The sequence below is a fragment of the Rhizobium sp. No.120 genome (assembly GCF_054558365.1).
This window is the reverse complement of record NZ_BAAJNQ010000002.1, coordinates 197708-214078: the sequence shown is the minus strand read 5'-3', so window position 1 is coordinate 214078 and position 16371 is coordinate 197708. Positions and strand designations below refer to the sequence as shown.

Here is a 16371-nt window from a genome sequence, read left to right as displayed (position 1 = left end):
AAGAAATGTAGCTAGATCGAATGCTTAATTTGGGTTTGAACAAGAACTAGCATCGCATAGCGGAATGCACTCGGGCGAATGGCACGCCTTCGGCAGCAGCCGATAGATTCTTGGCGATCCGCGGATCCGCCGCTCTCAGGCCACTCCAATTTTCGCGACTTTGTCGCTTTCAGATATTCGGTCGCGCACTGCTCCAAGAAGGTAGCGCGCACGACCAGTTCTCGGCATCGATCATACGGTCATAGATCGATTACTGCTCCTTCTTGAACAAATCCTGGAAGATGAGCTGCCCCCAGATACGATCACGCGCGTGCACCAGCGCGCCTCCCTCGTTGAGCTTTCCAAGCTTGACGGGTGCGAACCCGAGTTGTTTGGCCAAGGCAGCCACGGGAGCAGTCGCATCCTCGTCGTCGCTCGACAGAAAGACAACCCGGTACCCGCCTTCGACGATCGGATCGGCAGCCAGCTTGGCCGCAACCAGATGATTGAACCCTTTCACGAGCTTGGCGTCGGTGAACGCCTTGGCGACGAAGGCGGAGGACGGAAGGCCGTCCAGCTCCTCCAAGGGAACCAACGCGTTCGTCGCGTCGATGACTGTCTTGCCTTTCCAGCTCGGCAGGACCTTCGCAACCTCCCGGTGCTCCCCGAATGGGACCGCCAAGATGATCGTGTCAGCGTCGACTGCATCCCGCAGCGACTTGGCGACGATCGTGGGTCCAATCGCCCGAGCCTGAGGCGCCAATGCCTCCGGCGGCCGGCGGCTCGCGACGGCGACTTCGATTTCCCTACGGGCGAACGCTCGGGCGAGTGCTTGGCCTACCGCTCCGAAGCCGATAATTGCATAGCTCATGATACTTCTCCGATCCGTGTTGGTATCGACTCCCGGCCTTTCAGATGGCCGAGAAGCCTCCGTCGACAGACAGCTCCAGCCCGTTCACGAAGCTCGAATCGTCTGAAGCGAGAAACAGAGCGGCCGTCGCAATTTCCTCTGGACGCCCCATCTTTCCCCGCGGGATCAGGGATTCGAACATTTGCTTCGCCTCCTCGGTGAGAACCTGATCCTGCATCGGTGTGGCGATCGGCCCCGGGTGCAGCACGTTCACCCGGATATTCCTGCCCTTCAGCTCGTTGAGCCATCCGCGTGCGAATGCGTGCAAGGCCGCCTTGCTCGCCGCATACACGCTGTAACCAGGAAAGCCTTTGAGCGAAGCAACCGATCCGGTCATGAGGATCGATCCGTCATCGTTGAACAGCGGCAAGGCCTTTTGCACCGTGAACAGCGTGCCGCGCGTATTCAGGCCGAAGGTCACATCGAAATGCTGCTCGGTAATCTCGCCCAGCGGGACGGCTTCGCCCGTGCCGGCGCTCGCATACAGAACGTCGATCTTGCCTTTTTCCCGCTTGACCGTATCGAACAAGCGGTCGAGGTCGTCGAGATTGGACGCGTCGCCGCGCACGCCGGTTACATTCCGGCCGATCAGCTTAACAGCCTCGTCGAGCGCCTCCTGCCTCCGGCCCATGATGAAAACGTAGGCGCCCTCTTCAACGAACCGCTTGGCGCTCGCCAGCGCCATGCCGCTTGAACCACCCGTGATGACTGCAACCTTACTCTCAAGCTTTCCCATGACTTCTCCTTTCGTAATCTCGAGACAGTATCTGCCTCAGAGAACCTCGAAATGGGTCCGCCGGCGTCAGTTGTTGAGTGTGGAAGCGCGCATATGGGTGGTGCAGAATCCATCCAGGCTAGGATGACTGACGCCAGCTGCGACGATCGGTATTCGTTGCTCCGTATGGGCCGCATGCGCCAACATAAGCTATGAAGACTGCCCGTACAGCGATACGATGCGTTGGACGCCGGCTTTGGGAAGCGCACCATGTGGTGCCGGATTGCACCATGATCGACTGGGATAACATTCGCTATTTTCTTGCCGTGGCGCGCGGAGGCTCAGTGCGGGCTGCCGCCGAGCGCCTCGGAGTGAACCACTCGACCGTGCTGCGACGCATCGCACAGCTCGAGGAACATCTCGGGGCGCAGATGTTCGAAAAGCTACCTTCCGGCTACCGCTTGACCGCTGCGGGCGAGGAGGTCCTTGAGCTCGCGAATCAGATGGAAACGTCGTCCCATCAGCTGGAAACGCGCGTCTTTGGGCGCGATCAGAGCGTGCGCGGGCTTCTGCGAGTGACGCTGGCGCCGCCCCTCGCGACACACCTGTTTATGCCGGACTTCGCCGATTTCGCGCGTCTGCATCCGGACATCGAGATGGACATCTTGTCGTCCGGCGAGCTGGCGAATCTGACCAACCGAGAGGCCGACGTGGCGATCCGCGTCGTCTACGACCGCAAAACCCTGCCGCTCAATCTTCACGGCCTGAAGGGACCGGAGGTGTTCGGCGGTGTCTACATGTCCTGCGATCGACTGGCCGCGTGGCGTGCGGGCGCGCCTGATCCCATCCGCTGGATCGTCATAAGCACTCATGGAATTCCGGACTGGGCCAGCGAAGGTGAGGTTCGCGCCACAGGGGTCCAATTCAGGACCACGGACGGCGAAGCGCAGATTGCTGCTGTACGGCAAGGGCTCGGGATCACGACACTGCCGTGCTTCGTCGGAGACCCCGACCCCCTACTGGCGAGAGTGCCGGGCACCGCCCTGCACATGTACGGAACGGTCTTCCTTCTCACGCACGGGGAGACACGCAAGACAAAGCGCGTGCGGCTCTTCACTGAGTTCATATCCCGCAGGCTTGCTGCCTACGCTCCGCTTCTCACGGGGCTGTCTATATCGCGCGACTGACACGTGTGTGCATGTGAAGGTTGGGTGAGATGCGAACAATCGAGTGGGGATAAGAAGGACGCACACCCTTTTTGGACAGCTTTTCGAGAACGAAGGCCTGATCGCCAGTTCAGCAAATCAGGCCCTCAGATAATTTCGCGCCCTTACTTCACAGTAATGCTCAAGCCGCTGATATCGGCATTGACCTGGAGGCCGACCTGCCTGCCAGTGAGCTCGAGTTTGGCGCCCTTGTCATTGGTCATGACGATCATCTGGGCGCCTTTGCCCACCGCGCCGCCGCCACCTGCGGCGCCATAGACGCCAGCCACATCGCGGGCGCGGCGGATATTGCGCACAGTACCCTGGAAATAGGTTTTGGAGGCGCCGAAGGCGAGGCCGCCGGAGATGCCGCCGATCGAGATTGGATAGCGTTTGCCATGGAAGGTCAACGTGCCCTCGCCTCCGGAACCGCCGACAAAGAAAGCCGCCTTGTAGACGGAGAAGCGGATCGTGCCGCTATCGGCATGTGCCGCGCTGGCAAAGCCAATTCCCGCAGCGGCGATGGCGGCAACCGCGACCGATCGAAATCCGGATGAAATATTCATGATGAGCTGCTCCTCAAATGCGCCGCTTACCCAGCCGGCCGGGCACGACGTCAGCGTCGTATAAAGTCAAAGACAAACGATCTCGCAGGACCTTTGGTTCCAAAGCACGTAATAACAACGCGTTAGGGCGCGGATCAAATATCTTGTTTGATGGGGAGGCAGACGTTTCGCGAAGGATTTCGCGGGTCGCTATTCAACCATGAGAACGGATATTCGCTCTCTCTAGTTTCCATATGTGGCGCACAAGGGACTTGCGTCAAGACCCGGCTCCTCCCGTACAAATGCCGGCGCAAACCGAAAAAGCGGGAGCATGGATATGAATATGCCTGTTACGAAACATGCGGTGGTTATTGCCGGCGGAGGTCCGACAGGGCTCATGCTCGCGGGTGAACTGGCCTTGGCCGGCATAGACGTTGCGATCATCGAGCGGCGTGCGAATCAGGAGCTTGTCGGCTGGCGCGCCGGCGGACTGCATGCACGCACCGTCGAAATTCTCGACCAGCGCGGCATTGCCGATCGGTTTCTCTCACAGGGACAGATAGCCCAGGTCGCAAGCTTCGCCTCGGTGCGCCTCGATATCAGCGACTTCCCCACCAGGCACAATTACGGCCTGGGCCTGCGCCAGAAACACATAGAGCGCATCCTTGCCGACTGGATCGGCAAATTCGACGTGCCTATCCACTACGGCATGGAGGTCACCGGCTTCGCGCAGGACGCCAGTGGCGTCGATGTCAGTTTGTCCAATGGGACGACGCTGCGAGCGGACTATCTGGTCGGATGCGACGGCGGGCGCAGCCTGATCCGCAAGTCCGCCGGCATCGATTTTCCCGGCTGGGATGCGACCGTCAGCAATCTGATCGCCGAGGTGGACATGACCGAGGAGCCGGAGCTGGGCATTCGTCACGATGCGCTCGGCATGCATTCGCTCGGTAGGTTCGAATATGAAATCCGCGATGGCAAGATCATTTACCCAGACGCGGGACCGATCGGCGCGATGCTGACCGAGCGGCAGCTGAAAACCTCAAGCGAGCCAACCTTCAGCGATCTCCGCGACGCTCTTATTGCCGTCTATGGAACCGATTATGGCGCACATAACCCTCGCTGGATTTCCAGATTCACGGATGCGGCGCGACAGGCGGCATCCTATCGCAAGGGCCGCGTGCTGCTCGCTGGCGATGCCGCGCATATCCATCCGCCGGATGGCGGACAGGGTCTCAATATCGGTTTGCAGGATGCCGTGAACCTCGGATGGAAACTGGCCCAGGTGATCAAGGGCATATCGCCGGAAAGCCTGCTCGATACCTATCACGCCGAGCGCCATCCGATCGCCGCCCGCGTGCTGCGCAACACCTTGGTCTCGGTCGCGCTACGCCGTCCTGACGAACGCACGCAGATCCTGCGTGAGACGATGGCCGAGTGCCTCGCCATGGATGAGCCGCGCAGGCGCTATGCCGCGATGATGTCGGGCCTGGATATTCACTACGATCTCGGCGAGGGACATCCGCTGCTCGGCCGCCGCATGCCCGATCTCGATCTCATCACCGCGCATGGCTCGCTGCGGCTGTTCGAGCTGCTGCACAGAGGCCAGCCGGTGCGGCTCAATCTCGGCGAGGCAGGCAGCTTCGATATCGCGCCTTGGGAGGATCGCGTGCAATCGATCGACGCCCATTATGCCGGACCATGGGAGCTTCCGGCGATCGGCACGGTCGATGCACCCACTGCAGTATTGATACGGCCCGACGGATATGTGGCGTGGGTTGGAGCGGAGACCCAGCTGGGGCTTACAGAAGCTCTGACAATGTGGTTCGGCCCGCCCAAAGTTGCGTAATGCGGGGAGGCCGCATTATTCAGACGGGCAGAGATCAAGCATATTGGCTCTTGGCCGATGCGACGCTTATCGGCTAGCATGACGAAGGCGGCGCGCTTGCCGCCGCTTTCGCAGGAAATCCGGGATGCAGGACGATGCCCCAACGAAGATCCTGAATGAGCCGATAGACATACCGGAGCAAGCAAGCGGGCTTGCCGAAATCCTGGCACCGCACCTCCCCGTGGTCTTTTGCGGATTGAACCCCGCGCTTACGGCCCATCGCGACGGGCATAATTTCTCGAACCGCAGCAACCGCTTCTGGCGGGTTCTGCACCTTGCCGGCTTCACCCCTCGCCTGCTGCGCGCGGAAGAAGAGCGCGAAATGCTGCAATATGGCCTCGGCCTGACATCGGCCGTCTCCCGCCCGACGAAAAGCGCCAGCGAGCTGAAAAGAAGCGATTACATTGCCGCCGCACAAGTGCTCGAAGGAAAGATCAGGAAGCTCGCGCCGGCTAATCTGGCGTTTCTCGGAAAAGCGGCCTATGCCGCCATCAGCCTTCAGGCCAATGTTGAATGGGGGCGGCAAGCAGAAAAATTTGCCGACGCCTCGATTTGGGTGCTACCGAACCCGAGCGGCCTCAATCGGGCGTTCGATCTGGCGAAACTGACAGAGCACTATCGCGAGGTAAAATTGGCGATTGAACACGAGGGAGATCGGACTAAATGACCGCTCCAGCCAATGAAAAGCTCCCGGCCACACGGAAGGAGAGCGGAATCCCTTTTCGAAATCAGCCAGAGTCGAACCCATGTACACGATCCGAGACTTCTCCGGCCGAAAAGTCGTCATTGGCCATGACAACGGCCCGCTTCTTGCCGGAGAGAAGGACGTGAATGACTGGATCAGCGCTGCCTGGGATGCCGAAGCCCAGCTGGTGGCCGTTCCGATATCGCGGCTGAGCGGGGAGTTCTTTCAGCTCTCGACGCGCATCGCGGGCGCGATCATCCAGAAGTTCGTCAACTATCGCGCCCAACTCGTCATCATCGGCGACGTCTCCCGATGGGTCGAGGCCAGCAATGCCCTGCGGGATTTCGTCTACGAATCCAACAAGGGACGTGAGGTCTGGTTCCTGCCTGATCTCGATGCGCTTGCACAGCGCCTTCAGCAAAACGCGCATAGCTAGATCAAAGGTCTGTCTTCATGGAGCTGACGCTCTCCCCGCCGAGACTGGAAACCGAACGACTCATCCTCACCGGACATACACTTGACGATTTCGAGCCACTTGCCGGCATGTGGAGCGATCCTCTGGTCGTGCGGCATATTTTCGGCAATGTAGTCTCCGCTTCCAGGGAATCATGGATGCGGATGCTGTCCTATCACGGCCTTTGGCCGCTGCTCGGACATGGCTATTGGGCAATCCGCGAGAAATCTTCCGGCCGATATGTCGGCGATCTCGGCTTTGCCGATTTTCATCGGGTCATGGAGCCGTCGATCCGAGGTGTTCCGGAGGCCGGCTGGGCGCTGGCGGCATGGGCACACGGCCAAGGTTTTGCCACGGAAGCGCTGGCCGCCGCCGTCGTCTGGCTCGACAAGCAATCGCGATTTGATCGCAGCGTCTGCCTGATCTCACCCGATAATAACGCCTCGATCCGTGTTGCCGAAAAGGCCGGCTATCACGATCCGAAGCCGGTACGTTTGAACGACAAGGATACGCTGCTGTTTTCCCGCCCTCGCCAGAGGCCGAAGGAATAGAGCGAACGACCTTTGCAGCACATGGGGATTTTCGGCTCAAAACGCTAGCGACTGCTGCACCGGTTTTGGCGGCGCGAGCTGAACGCCTTCCAACTCCAGCATGCGAGCCTTGGAGTTGGAGCCGCCCGGCGCGGAAAAGCCGCCGATCTTGCCGCCAGCCGCCAGAACGCGATGGCAGGGAATGATCAGCGCGACCGGGTTCTTCGCCATGGCCTGCCCGACATCGCGTGCAGCTTCCGGCCCTGCACCAAGCTGCTTGGCCAAAGTGCCGTAGGTCGTCGTATGGCCCCAGCCGACCTGGCGCGCGGCATCGTAGATCTGCCTGAAGAAGGCGTCCTGCTCGCCGAGATCGAGCGTAACGTCGGAAAAGTCGATTTCCTCGCCGGCGAAGTAGCGCTTCACCTTGGCAACCACTGCAGCGATTTCAACGCTTGGGCTGCCAGGCTGCGCATTCGGCAAACGGCGCAGAAGCAGGCGCTCGGTCGCGCCCGCATCCTTGGTCGGCAATTGAAAGCGCAGCACGCCGACCTCGTTCCAGGCGATGCCGCAGAAGCCGCCCGCGGTTTCGAAGATCAGGTAATTTTGCCTTGTCTCGTTCATGACGAAAGCTCCCGTGTTTCCACTTGTCATGAAAATCGTCCTCGGGAGCACCGAATTCAACCCGATTCTTGCGAGGAAGGAGAATTGCCACCGTTTTGATGTCGGCGGCGCGGCTCTGAGACGATCGCAAGCGCGATATCAATATCCGCCGCCGGTGGGAGGCGCGTTCAGCGTCATGCCGCCACCGGAATTGTGATCTCCCGAGGTGGAGCAGGAAGCGATACCAAAGCCGATGAGAGCGAAAACAACGGCCGCAAAGACTGATCTGGTAAGCATGATCGTGATTCCTTTGGGTGTGAGATAGGGCGCGCAAGCCCGAACCTGGAATGAACAGATCAGGCCGTCCTTTTATTCGATCGCTTTTTCAGTGACGCTTGCAACAGAGAGCTTTCAAGATTTGTTCTCTATTTGTTCTTGAATTAGCAACTGCTTTCTTCTATTGTTTCGCGGTCAAAAAGCAGGAGGACAAAGCGGATACAGCTTTGAAGTCACCATGAAGAACAACAATGGACAGCTTTCGGTCTATCTTGCGGGCGGAGCGCACACGAGAACCCCGCCGCCAATCGATCAGGGGCCGATCAATGAGTTCTATTTTGCTCTCCTGCCCGATGCGGCAATTGCCGCACGCAGTCATGAGCTTGCAGGACATCTTCGCCGACAGCACCGCTTTTCCACGAAGCCGCGTCGGCCCGATCTCTTTCATGTGACACTCTACCCGATCGGCTCGTTTCGCTGCTTGCCCGAGGAGATAGCATTTGCGGCCATGGAAGCGGCCTCGCGGGTGAGGAAATCACGCTTTACCGTCCTCTTCGATCGAGCGGTCAGCTTCGGCAACGGCGGCAACCGCCCACTTGTGCTTTGGAACAAGGACGGGAATGCCGAACTGAAGGCGCTCCATCAGGAACTGGCCGATGCCATGCGGCTCACGGGCGTTGCGCCAACTAAGGAAAAGCCCGTCGAGCCGCATATGACGCTGCTCTATCAGGGCCATCTCGTTCCCGACATCATGCTTGAAGAACCCGTGAGTTGGACCGCCAGGGATTTCGTCCTCATCAACAGCCTGCAAGGAGACGCCAAGCACGATCACCTCTGCTATTGGACTTTGCATGATTGAGCGGCCACTTCACGCCAACGGCGGCTGATCCGCCATCACTGCGGCCACGGCATCATCGACGCTGAAGCTGCAGCGCTTGTCGACGTCGGCGATGCCGGCGACCGTCATGAGATCGCGAACGCGGTCATGCACGCGGGCAAACTGGACGCGGAGGCCGGCTCGCTTCATCGCGCTGTCGAACTCCATCAAGGCGTCCATCGCCGTACTGTCGATATCGGAGCTCTCCTCCAGGCTGAGGATGGCTGCCCGCAATCCGGGTTCACTGCGGCTGCCGGACAATATTTTGCTGAAGATCGTATCGGCATTGCCGAAAAACAGGGTTTCGCCGGGGCGCCAGATGGCAATGCCCGGTATCTCGGACGCATCGTCATGCCTGATGACATCGACGAAGTCATGGCTGTTGTTGAGCCGTCCCAAACGGGCGATATACGGGGATGCCAGGCGATGCATCATGGCGGCAAGCGAGAGGGCGATCGCCAGCAGCATGCCATTGAGAACGCCGAAAGCGAGCACGCCGACGGCGGCACCCACTGCCACGTAGAAATCGCGATGCAGACGGCGCAGGCGCAGAATGGGGCTGGGGTCGAGCGCATGGGTCAGAGCCGCGATCACGACGGCGGCGAGCACCGGTTCCGGTAGAAGCGCCACCAGCGGTCCGGCGCAGGCAATCAGGATTGCCAGGCCGATTGCAGCGAAAACGGTCGTCGCCCGCGTCTTTGCCCCCGCCGCCTCACTGGCGAAGCCTGCGGAAAAGCCCGCGCCGACCGGCATACCCTGAACGACGGCACTGGCGAGATTGGCAGCACCCAGCGCTTCAAGCTCGCGATTGACCTCCAGCGTCTCGCCGTAACGCAGCGCCAAGGCACGCATCGTCCCCCAAGACTCGGCAAAGAGGATAAGGACCAGCGGCACGGTGAATTGCGCCAGACGCGAATAGGCGGCCCAGCCGGCGTCCGGCAGCGACGGCCATTGCGGCAGGATCTCGATCGGGCCGACCAGCTTGACGCCATGACCTTCCAGGCCGAATAGATAGGAGGCGAATATGCCGGCGACCAGCACAAGGAAAGCGCCGGGAATGCCGGGCAATCGCTTCAGCAGCAGCAATGCCGCCAGTGCGACTACGCCGATGGTGACACTGATCGGATTCCACTGGAGGATCGCGCCGAAGAGTGCGGCCGCGTAGGTCACAATGTTCGAACCCTGCACAGATACACCGACGAGGATCGGCAGCTGATGCAGGATGATGGTGATCGCCAGCCCAAGGGCAAAGCCGCGCAGAACCGGCCGCGAGATAAATCCCGTGATCCCGCCAAGGCGCAGCGCACCAGCGACCACGAAAAGAAGTCCGGCGAGCGCGACGGCAACCGTTGCAAGACCCGCCTTGATCGTCGCATCGCCCGGCACCACCGCCAATGTTGCGGCCAGAATGGCGGCAGATGATGATGTGGGGGAGACGATGGCAAAGCGGCTGCGGCCGAATATGGCATAGACGAGACATCCGGCGATGCCGGCGAGGATAGCACGATGCGGTGGCAGACCGGCAATCCCGGCGTAAGCGACCGCTTCCGGCAGCATCAGTCCGGCAACCGATATGCCCGCGACCATATCCGCTCTGTCCGCCGCGAACCAACTGCTCAGCTTCGTCATCGATCACCGACCGTAAGTGTGGCCCATCCATCTATGGATAGAGGTTCTCCATGAGGCCGCAACAGAAAAATGTGGATAGGAATTTGGACTTATGCGGCGGTATCCACGACGTCTCGCAACGGGCAGCTTTGAGTGACCGCATCGGCGACGAAGCCCATGACTGCCCGAATGGCGAACGAAGGACGGAGATGAGGATAGGTGACGAGCTAAAGTCATGCGTCGGCAAGGGAATCGCTGTCGGCGGGCGCACCAACCCGCCTCGCGATCCCCGGAGAAAAGTCGGAAGTCAAGATGGAGGAATTGTCAGCGCATCGCATCACCGGCTCCCCCATAGGCGACGGCCCACACACAATCAATTCATCCCGTCAATGGCTTTTGATGCAAAGCAGCAATTCGTTGACCTCGCCTGCGTTCCCCGATAGCCATACTTCATGGCGACGCACGGCTTCCAAACCTTCGCCGTCACTGCTATCCGATACGAATCCCGATCCTTCGTGGCAAACAGCATGGACATCCCCTCCGGTGTCCGCAGGCACTATCCCGTGAACACTGCATCTCAGACCATCCGGCCGACTTCGACTCTATCCCTCGTCTCGATCGTCGCGCTGACATTCTTCGGCTACATCGCCATCGGCCTTCCGCTTGCGGTTTTGCCGACCTATGTCGATAGCGGCCTCGGCTTCGGTGTCGTATGGGCCGGCATCGCCGTCAGCACGCAATATGTCGCAACCATCGTCAGCCGCGCCCATGTCGGGCGGCTCTGCGATCAATATGGGCCCCGCCGCTCGGTCTTTCTGGGCTTCCTTGCCTATGGTCTGTCGGGTGCACTCACCATCGCTTCCACCTTTACGATCCAAGTCCCGGCAGCAAGCCTTGCCCTTCTGCTTGCGGGACGGCTGGCGCTCGGTATCGGCGAAAGCTGGGTGAGCACGGCGGCAATCACCTGGGCGATTGGCCTGATGGGATCGCGCGAGACCGTGCGTATCATCTCCTGGAATGGCATCGCCACCTACGGTGGCATTGCGCTCGCAGCCCCTTTTGGCGCCTGGCTGCAGGGACAATACGGCTTCTTCGCCATCGGCGCCGTCACCATCATTCTCGCGGTTTCCGGCTTCATGCTGGCGCAAACGCGGCCGCCCGTGCCTGGCGTGAAGGAAAAGGGCATCGGTACCGGCCAGGTGCTGAGCCGCGTCGCGCCCTTCGGTGTCGCGCTTGCACTTGCCTCGAGCGGCTTCGGCGTCGTCATGGCCTTCGTCGCACTGTTCTTCCATAGCCGCGGCTGGGACGGCGCCTCCTTTGCACTCAGCGCCTTCGGCCTTGCTTTCATGGGCGTGCGCCTGGGTCTTGCGCAAGCTGTCGCCCGCTTCGGCGGCCTGCCGCTGGTGCGCATCTCCCTTGTCATCGAGATCATCGGCCTGGCGGCACTTGCCTTTGCGCCGTCTCCGACCGTTGCCATCATCGGCGCGGCTCTCGCCGGCGCCGGCTTTGCGCCCGTCTTCCCGGCGCTCGGCAATGAGGCCATGGAACGTATCCCGCCGCAGAACCGCGGCGTCGCGCTCGGGCTCTATTCGATCTTCCTCGACGTGTCGCTTGGGAGCACCGGCCCGATCGCCGGCTTGTTCGCGGACCATCTCGGCTATGCTGCACCCTTCTCCTTGGGTGTCGGCGCGGTATCGCTCAGCCTGATCCTGAGCTTCTGCCTGCGCAGGAATGGAAGCCGCTGAAAGCTGCTTTCGCGCTGTTTGTCCCGGTCCCGATTTCGGCATGTGTCGACAAACGGTTGCAGGCTGCCGTTAAGGCTTGATATGGGTTTCTGATTATCATCAGCAGGAGGCCCGCCCATGAACGTCAGCGAAATCGTCATCGAAGGCGATACTCCGGGGATCGCCTGGCGGCTACCGGTCCTGCATTTTGCTGGCAGCAGTGCCGACGCGCCGAAGATCTACATTCAGGCCGCATTGCATGCCGGCGAGCTGCCGGGTACGGCCCTGGTGCATTTCCTCTGCGAGCGGCTTCGGAAAGCGGAAGCCGAAGGCGCCATTCTAAGCGATATCATCGTCGTGCCGCATGCCAATCCGATCGGTGCGGCGCAATCGCATTTCGGGGAGATGCAAGGGCGCTTCGACCTGGGTTCGCGCACCAACTTCAACCGCGACTTTCCGCTGATCTCGCTGCGCGACCGCGATCTCCTGATCGAAAATCTGGAACGCTACTCCGCCGTCGATCGGCTGAAGCGCCAGCTGATCCACATGGCGCTCGGTGCCGATCTGGTGATCGACCTCCATTGCGACGACGAATCCCTGCAGTACGCTTATATCGACGAGGCATTCTGGCCTGAAGCCGCCGATCTTGCCGCGGCGCTGAAGATGGATGCCGTGCTGCTGTCGGATGGCGAAAGCTCGGCCTTCGAGGAGGCCGTCAGCTTCGCGTGGAAATACGAAGTGCCGGGGGAAAAGAAGGCAAGGCTGCCGGGCAAGCTTTCAGTCACGGTAGAATTGCGCGGCACTCGCGATGTCTATCCCGAAATGGCAAAGAACGATGCCGAAGGGCTCTGGCTCTTCCTGGCCGCGCGCGGCGCAGTGCGGGACGAAAGCATGACGCTCGCTGCGTTCGATGGCCCGGCCGTGCCGCTCGACAATGTCGAGATGATTCGTGCACCACAAGCCGGCACCGTGCTTTTCCATCGCAATATCGGCGAGCGGGTCGAAGAGGGTGACCTGCTGGCGACCATCATCACCGCGCCGGGCATGGCGAATGGGACCATCGAGGTGCGCGCGCCGCAACCAGGCCTTATCGTGACCCGCGTATCCGACCGGCTTGTGCGCCGGCGCGGTGATCTGATGAAAATCGGCTCGGATAACCCAAGCTCGGTCGCCCGCAAGCCGGGAACACTCGAGGATTGATTTCCTTTAGCGGCGATCGATCACCTTGCAGCGCCCGGTGAAGGCGATCGCTGCTGAGTCGCGCAGAAGCGCACCGAAATGGCGAATGTGACACCGCGCGCCAGCAAGGAACGCGCGCACGATATTAGTTAGCCGGGTAATAATTGAACGATTTTCTATCACGATCATGCCTTCGGTCGAGTTGATGCAGGCAATGTTCAAATCATCGAAGACAGCAACTATTGTCCTTCTATATATGTATGTAGTCTGCATATATTCAATGAAAATGTCAAGACCCCTGCCCCAGGCCTATGTCATGAAGGCAATCGGGCAGCGATCCTGGTCGCAAACGCCCTGATCGCAAACGCGGCAGACCACGTCCTGGTCATCGCCGAGATCGACCAAAGCCGGCAGCAGCTTTTCGACCAAGCGGCCGAATTCGGCCACCTCGTCCGGATTGAGAACGCCAAAAGCCCGATGGATGACGGCTCGGCGGGCGGAAAGGCTTCTATCAAAGAGACGGCGGCCGTTCTCCGTTAATTGCAGCGAGCGAGCTCGCTTGTCTCCCTCGACGCCGCCGCCCCGCAGCACGAGACCGGACGCCACCAGCTGATCGACCAGGCGCACCGTGGCGGAATGGGAAAGCGCGATCATTCGCCGCAGGGTCTCGATCGTCAGGCCCGGCTCGGTGCCGATTTGAACGAGTGCGGCCGTCGCGCTTGGGCCAAGGCCGGTTTCATCGACAAAGGCCTTTTCCATCTTGTCCACCAGAGCCAAGCTCATGGCGCCAAAGAGATTTTCCAACCGCAATATTTCCTTGTCCGTTGCCATGTTTCCAACCCGTGCAATAAGTATGCATGCTGCATATTTATGCAATTATTGTTGGCAACTGCAACGGGCGAGAAAACTCGCTTGCCCATCCGAGCGGCTTCATCCGCCTTTATCCGCATGCTATGCGCTATCAGACAGCAAAAGACGGATTCGCCATGACGATCACCATTTACGGCATCAAGAACTGCGACACGATGAAGAAGGCCCGCACTTGGCTCGAAAGCCATGGCATTGCCTATGACTTCCACGATTACAAGGCCGTCGGCATCGATCGGGATCATCTGGAGCGCTGGACGAAGGAAGCCGGTTGGGAAGTCGTGCTCAACCGCGCCGGCACGACATTCAAGGCCCTGCCGGAAGCGGATCGCACCGATCTTTCGAAGGACAAGGCCATTCAGCTGATGATGGCGCAGCCTTCTATGATCAAGCGCCCGGTGCTGGAGGTTGACGGCAAATTGCTCATCGGCTTCAAGCCGGATATTTATGCGGCCGCGTTCGGCAAGGCGGCCTAGAGATAGCCCCATGTCGAAAACCACCCGCGCCACCCAAGTGCTGACCCAGGCGAAAGTCGCCTTCACCGTGCATGCCTATGACTACGACCCGAATGCGGAGCGTGTCGGTCTGCAGGCGGCGGAGGCGCTGGGCGAAGAGCCGCATCGGGTATTGAAGACCTTGATGGCCGAAGTTGAGGGCAAGCCGGTCTGTGTTGTCGTACCCTCCGACCACGAAGTCAGCATGAAGAAGCTCGCCGCTGCTTTCGGCGGCAAGTCGGCGGCCATGATGAAGCCGGCCGATGCCGAGCGTCTGACGGGCTATCATGTCGGTGGCATCAGCCCCTTCGGCCAGAAGAAGCTTGTGCCGACGGCCATAGAGGCGCAGGCTATGACCGAAGCTTACGTCTATATCAACGGCGGTCAGCGCGGGCTGCAGGTGCGCCTCAGTCCGCAGGATGCCTTGAGCGCTCTTAAAGCCAAGGCTGCGCCCCTGATTGCCTGACGATCTTCAGGATCGGACTTAGCGCCTTCAATTTCGCCGCAAACCGGTCTAAGTCTTTGGACCATCTTTCGATAGCAAGCACGCAGGTTTTGCCATGACATCAGCCATCCTCAACCATCATCCCGTCGATCACGCCAAGCTGGAAAAGCTTGCTGAAGTAGCCGTAAGGGTCGGGTTGCAGCTACAGGCAGGCCAGGATCTGCTGATAACAGCGCCCGTCGCGGCGATGCCGCTGGTTCGGCTGATCACGCGCGAAGCCTACAAGGCCGGCGCCGGTCTCGTCTCCACCTTCTATTCCGACGAAGAGACGACGCTCGCCCGCTACGAATATGGCCAGGATGCGAGCTTCGACCGCGCCGCTACATGGCTCTATGAAGGCATGGCCAAGGCCTTCTCCAACAATACGGCGCGCCTCGCCATTGCCGGCGACAACCCGATGCTCCTGTCCAACCAGGATCCCAACAAGGTGGCGCGCGCCAACCGCGCCAATTCGGCCGCCTATAAGCCGGCGCTGGAAAAGATCTCGAATTTCGATACCAACTGGAACATCGTCTCCTACCCGAACCCCTCCTGGGCGAAGCTGGTCTTCCCGAACGATCCGGAGGCGATTGCGGTCGCAAAACTTGCCAAGGCGATCTTCTCGGCTTCGCGCGTCGATGTCGAAGATCCGATTGCCGCCTGGGCCGAACACAATGCCAATCTGCACAAGCGCTCGGCGTGGATGAACGGCCAGCGCTTCGCCGCCCTGCATTTCCAGGGACCAGGCACCGATCTGACCGTTGGCCTGGCGGATGGCCATGAATGGCATGGTGGCGCGTCTACCACCAAGAACGGCATCACCTGCAACCCGAACATCCCGACGGAAGAGGTCTTCACGACGCCACATGCGCTTCGTGTCGAAGGCCACGTCTCATCGACGAAGCCGCTGTCGCATCAGGGTACGCTGATCGACAATATCCAGGTGCGCTTCGAAGGCGGCCGGATCATCGAGGCCAAGGCAACGCGCGGCGAGGAAGTGCTGAACAAGGTACTCGACACCGACGAAGGCGCACGCCGGCTCGGCGAAGTGGCGCTGGTGCCGCATTCCTCGCCGATTTCGGCAAGCGGCATCCTGTTCTACAACACGCTCTTCGACGAAAACGCCTCCTGCCACATCGCGCTCGGCCAGTGCTATTCCAAGTGCTTCATCGACGGCGCCAAGCTCAGCCAGGAACAGATCAAGGCGCAGGGCGGCAATTCCAGCCTGATTCACATCGACTGGATGATCGGCTCGGATAAGGTCGATATCGACGGCATCGATGCCAATGGCTCGCGCGTGCCCGTCATGCGCAAGGGCGAGTGGGCATAACCCAATTCGGATATTCGAATG

The 16371-nt window shown here is 60.3% G+C and carries 19 protein-coding genes; 11 read left to right on the top strand and 8 right to left on the bottom strand.

Translation table 11 applies throughout. The features are described from left to right. Nucleotides 1-250: 250 nt before the first annotated feature. Together ACYJRZ_RS06725 and ACYJRZ_RS06720 are read right to left on the bottom strand one after the other, a co-directional pair. On the bottom strand, nt 251-850 hold the full coding sequence (locus tag ACYJRZ_RS06725) for an NADPH-dependent F420 reductase (RefSeq protein WP_459457345.1): 600 nt from the start codon (nt 848-850) through the stop codon (nt 251-253). Nucleotides 851-890: 40 nt separating this feature from the next. Beyond that, complete coding sequence (locus ACYJRZ_RS06720; RefSeq protein ID WP_459457343.1) at nt 891-1625, bottom strand: SDR family NAD(P)-dependent oxidoreductase; 735 nt, start codon at nt 1623-1625, stop codon at nt 891-893. Between the two features lie 269 nt (nt 1626-1894). On the opposite strand from ACYJRZ_RS06720, the gene ACYJRZ_RS06715 reads away from it, so the two are divergent. Then, nucleotides 1895-2791: a LysR family transcriptional regulator gene (locus tag ACYJRZ_RS06715; protein WP_459457341.1), complete on the top strand. Its 897-nt coding sequence runs from the start codon at nt 1895-1897 to the stop codon at nt 2789-2791. 143 nt (nt 2792-2934) lie between these two features. Here the strand turns inward: ACYJRZ_RS06715 and ACYJRZ_RS06710 are convergent, their stop codons facing one another. Continuing rightward, the gene (locus tag ACYJRZ_RS06710; RefSeq protein ID WP_459457339.1) at nt 2935-3375 is read right to left on the bottom strand and encodes a hypothetical protein; all 441 of its coding nucleotides are present in this window, start codon (nt 3373-3375) and stop codon (nt 2935-2937) included. Nucleotides 3376-3697: 322 nt separating this feature from the next. On the opposite strand from ACYJRZ_RS06710, the gene ACYJRZ_RS06705 reads away from it, so the two are divergent. From ACYJRZ_RS06705 to ACYJRZ_RS06690, 4 genes are all read left to right on the top strand, one after another. Further along, entirely contained in the window at nt 3698-5203 is a 1506-nt protein-coding gene (locus tag ACYJRZ_RS06705) for an FAD-dependent monooxygenase (protein WP_459457337.1), read from the top strand. Between the two features lie 124 nt (nt 5204-5327). Further along, nucleotides 5328-5909: a G/U mismatch-specific DNA glycosylase gene (mug, locus tag ACYJRZ_RS06700; protein ID WP_459457335.1), complete on the top strand. Its 582-nt coding sequence runs from the start codon at nt 5328-5330 to the stop codon at nt 5907-5909. A 79-nt stretch (nt 5910-5988) separates the two neighbouring features. Continuing rightward, nucleotides 5989-6363, top strand: a complete 375-nt coding sequence (locus tag ACYJRZ_RS06695) for a DUF4180 domain-containing protein (RefSeq protein WP_459457333.1) — start codon at nt 5989-5991, stop codon at nt 6361-6363. Nucleotides 6364-6380: 17 nt separating this feature from the next. Continuing rightward, a complete protein-coding gene (locus tag ACYJRZ_RS06690) occupies nt 6381-6932 on the top strand; it encodes a GNAT family N-acetyltransferase (protein WP_459457331.1) in 552 nt (183 codons plus the stop codon). A gap of 36 nt (nt 6933-6968) precedes the next feature. Here the strand turns inward: ACYJRZ_RS06690 and ACYJRZ_RS06685 are convergent, their stop codons facing one another. Both ACYJRZ_RS06685 and ACYJRZ_RS06680 read right to left on the bottom strand, forming a co-directional pair. Continuing rightward, a complete protein-coding gene (locus tag ACYJRZ_RS06685) occupies nt 6969-7532 on the bottom strand; it encodes a methylated-DNA--[protein]-cysteine S-methyltransferase (RefSeq protein ID WP_459458665.1) in 564 nt (187 codons plus the stop codon). A gap of 138 nt (nt 7533-7670) precedes the next feature. Next, nucleotides 7671-7808 (bottom strand): hypothetical protein, encoded by a 138-nt coding sequence (locus tag ACYJRZ_RS06680; protein WP_459457329.1) that lies wholly within the window; start codon nt 7806-7808, stop codon nt 7671-7673. Nucleotides 7809-8025: 217 nt separating this feature from the next. Between ACYJRZ_RS06680 and ACYJRZ_RS06675 the strand changes: the two genes are divergently transcribed. Beyond that, entirely contained in the window at nt 8026-8646 is a 621-nt protein-coding gene (locus ACYJRZ_RS06675) for a 2'-5' RNA ligase family protein (RefSeq protein ID WP_459457327.1), read from the top strand. Nucleotides 8647-8655: 9 nt separating this feature from the next. Here ACYJRZ_RS06675 and ACYJRZ_RS06670 read toward each other — a convergent pair whose 3' ends face one another. Then, a complete protein-coding gene (locus tag ACYJRZ_RS06670) occupies nt 8656-10293 on the bottom strand; it encodes a SulP family inorganic anion transporter (protein ID WP_459457325.1) in 1638 nt (545 codons plus the stop codon). 542 nt (nt 10294-10835) lie between these two features. On the opposite strand from ACYJRZ_RS06670, the gene ACYJRZ_RS06665 reads away from it, so the two are divergent. After that, nucleotides 10836-12017, top strand: coding sequence for an MFS transporter (locus tag ACYJRZ_RS06665; protein WP_459457323.1), 1182 nt, complete (start codon nt 10836-10838; stop codon nt 12015-12017). A 117-nt stretch (nt 12018-12134) separates the two neighbouring features. After that, nucleotides 12135-13196: a peptidase M14 gene (locus tag ACYJRZ_RS06660; protein WP_459457321.1), complete on the top strand. Its 1062-nt coding sequence runs from the start codon at nt 12135-12137 to the stop codon at nt 13194-13196. Between the two features lie 6 nt (nt 13197-13202). Here ACYJRZ_RS06660 and ACYJRZ_RS06655 read toward each other — a convergent pair whose 3' ends face one another. Both ACYJRZ_RS06655 and ACYJRZ_RS06650 read right to left on the bottom strand, forming a co-directional pair. After that, complete coding sequence (locus tag ACYJRZ_RS06655; RefSeq protein WP_459457319.1) at nt 13203-13397, bottom strand: hypothetical protein; 195 nt, start codon at nt 13395-13397, stop codon at nt 13203-13205. Between the two features lie 87 nt (nt 13398-13484). Further along, nucleotides 13485-14006: a MarR family winged helix-turn-helix transcriptional regulator gene (locus ACYJRZ_RS06650; protein ID WP_459457317.1), complete on the bottom strand. Its 522-nt coding sequence runs from the start codon at nt 14004-14006 to the stop codon at nt 13485-13487. A gap of 155 nt (nt 14007-14161) precedes the next feature. Here ACYJRZ_RS06650 and ACYJRZ_RS06645 point away from each other — a divergent pair, with 155 nt between their 5' ends. The 3 genes from ACYJRZ_RS06645 (at nt 14162) to ACYJRZ_RS06635 (ending at nt 16350) form a co-directional block, all read left to right on the top strand. Further along, the gene (locus ACYJRZ_RS06645) at nt 14162-14518 is read left to right on the top strand and encodes an ArsC family reductase (protein ID WP_459457315.1); all 357 of its coding nucleotides are present in this window, start codon (nt 14162-14164) and stop codon (nt 14516-14518) included. 10 nt (nt 14519-14528) lie between these two features. Further along, nucleotides 14529-15002 (top strand): Cys-tRNA(Pro) deacylase, encoded by a 474-nt coding sequence (ybaK, locus tag ACYJRZ_RS06640; RefSeq protein WP_459457313.1) that lies wholly within the window; start codon nt 14529-14531, stop codon nt 15000-15002. 94 nt (nt 15003-15096) lie between these two features. Next, nucleotides 15097-16350, top strand: coding sequence for an aminopeptidase (locus ACYJRZ_RS06635; protein WP_459457311.1), 1254 nt, complete (start codon nt 15097-15099; stop codon nt 16348-16350). The last annotated feature ends 21 nt before the right edge of the window (nt 16351-16371 follow it).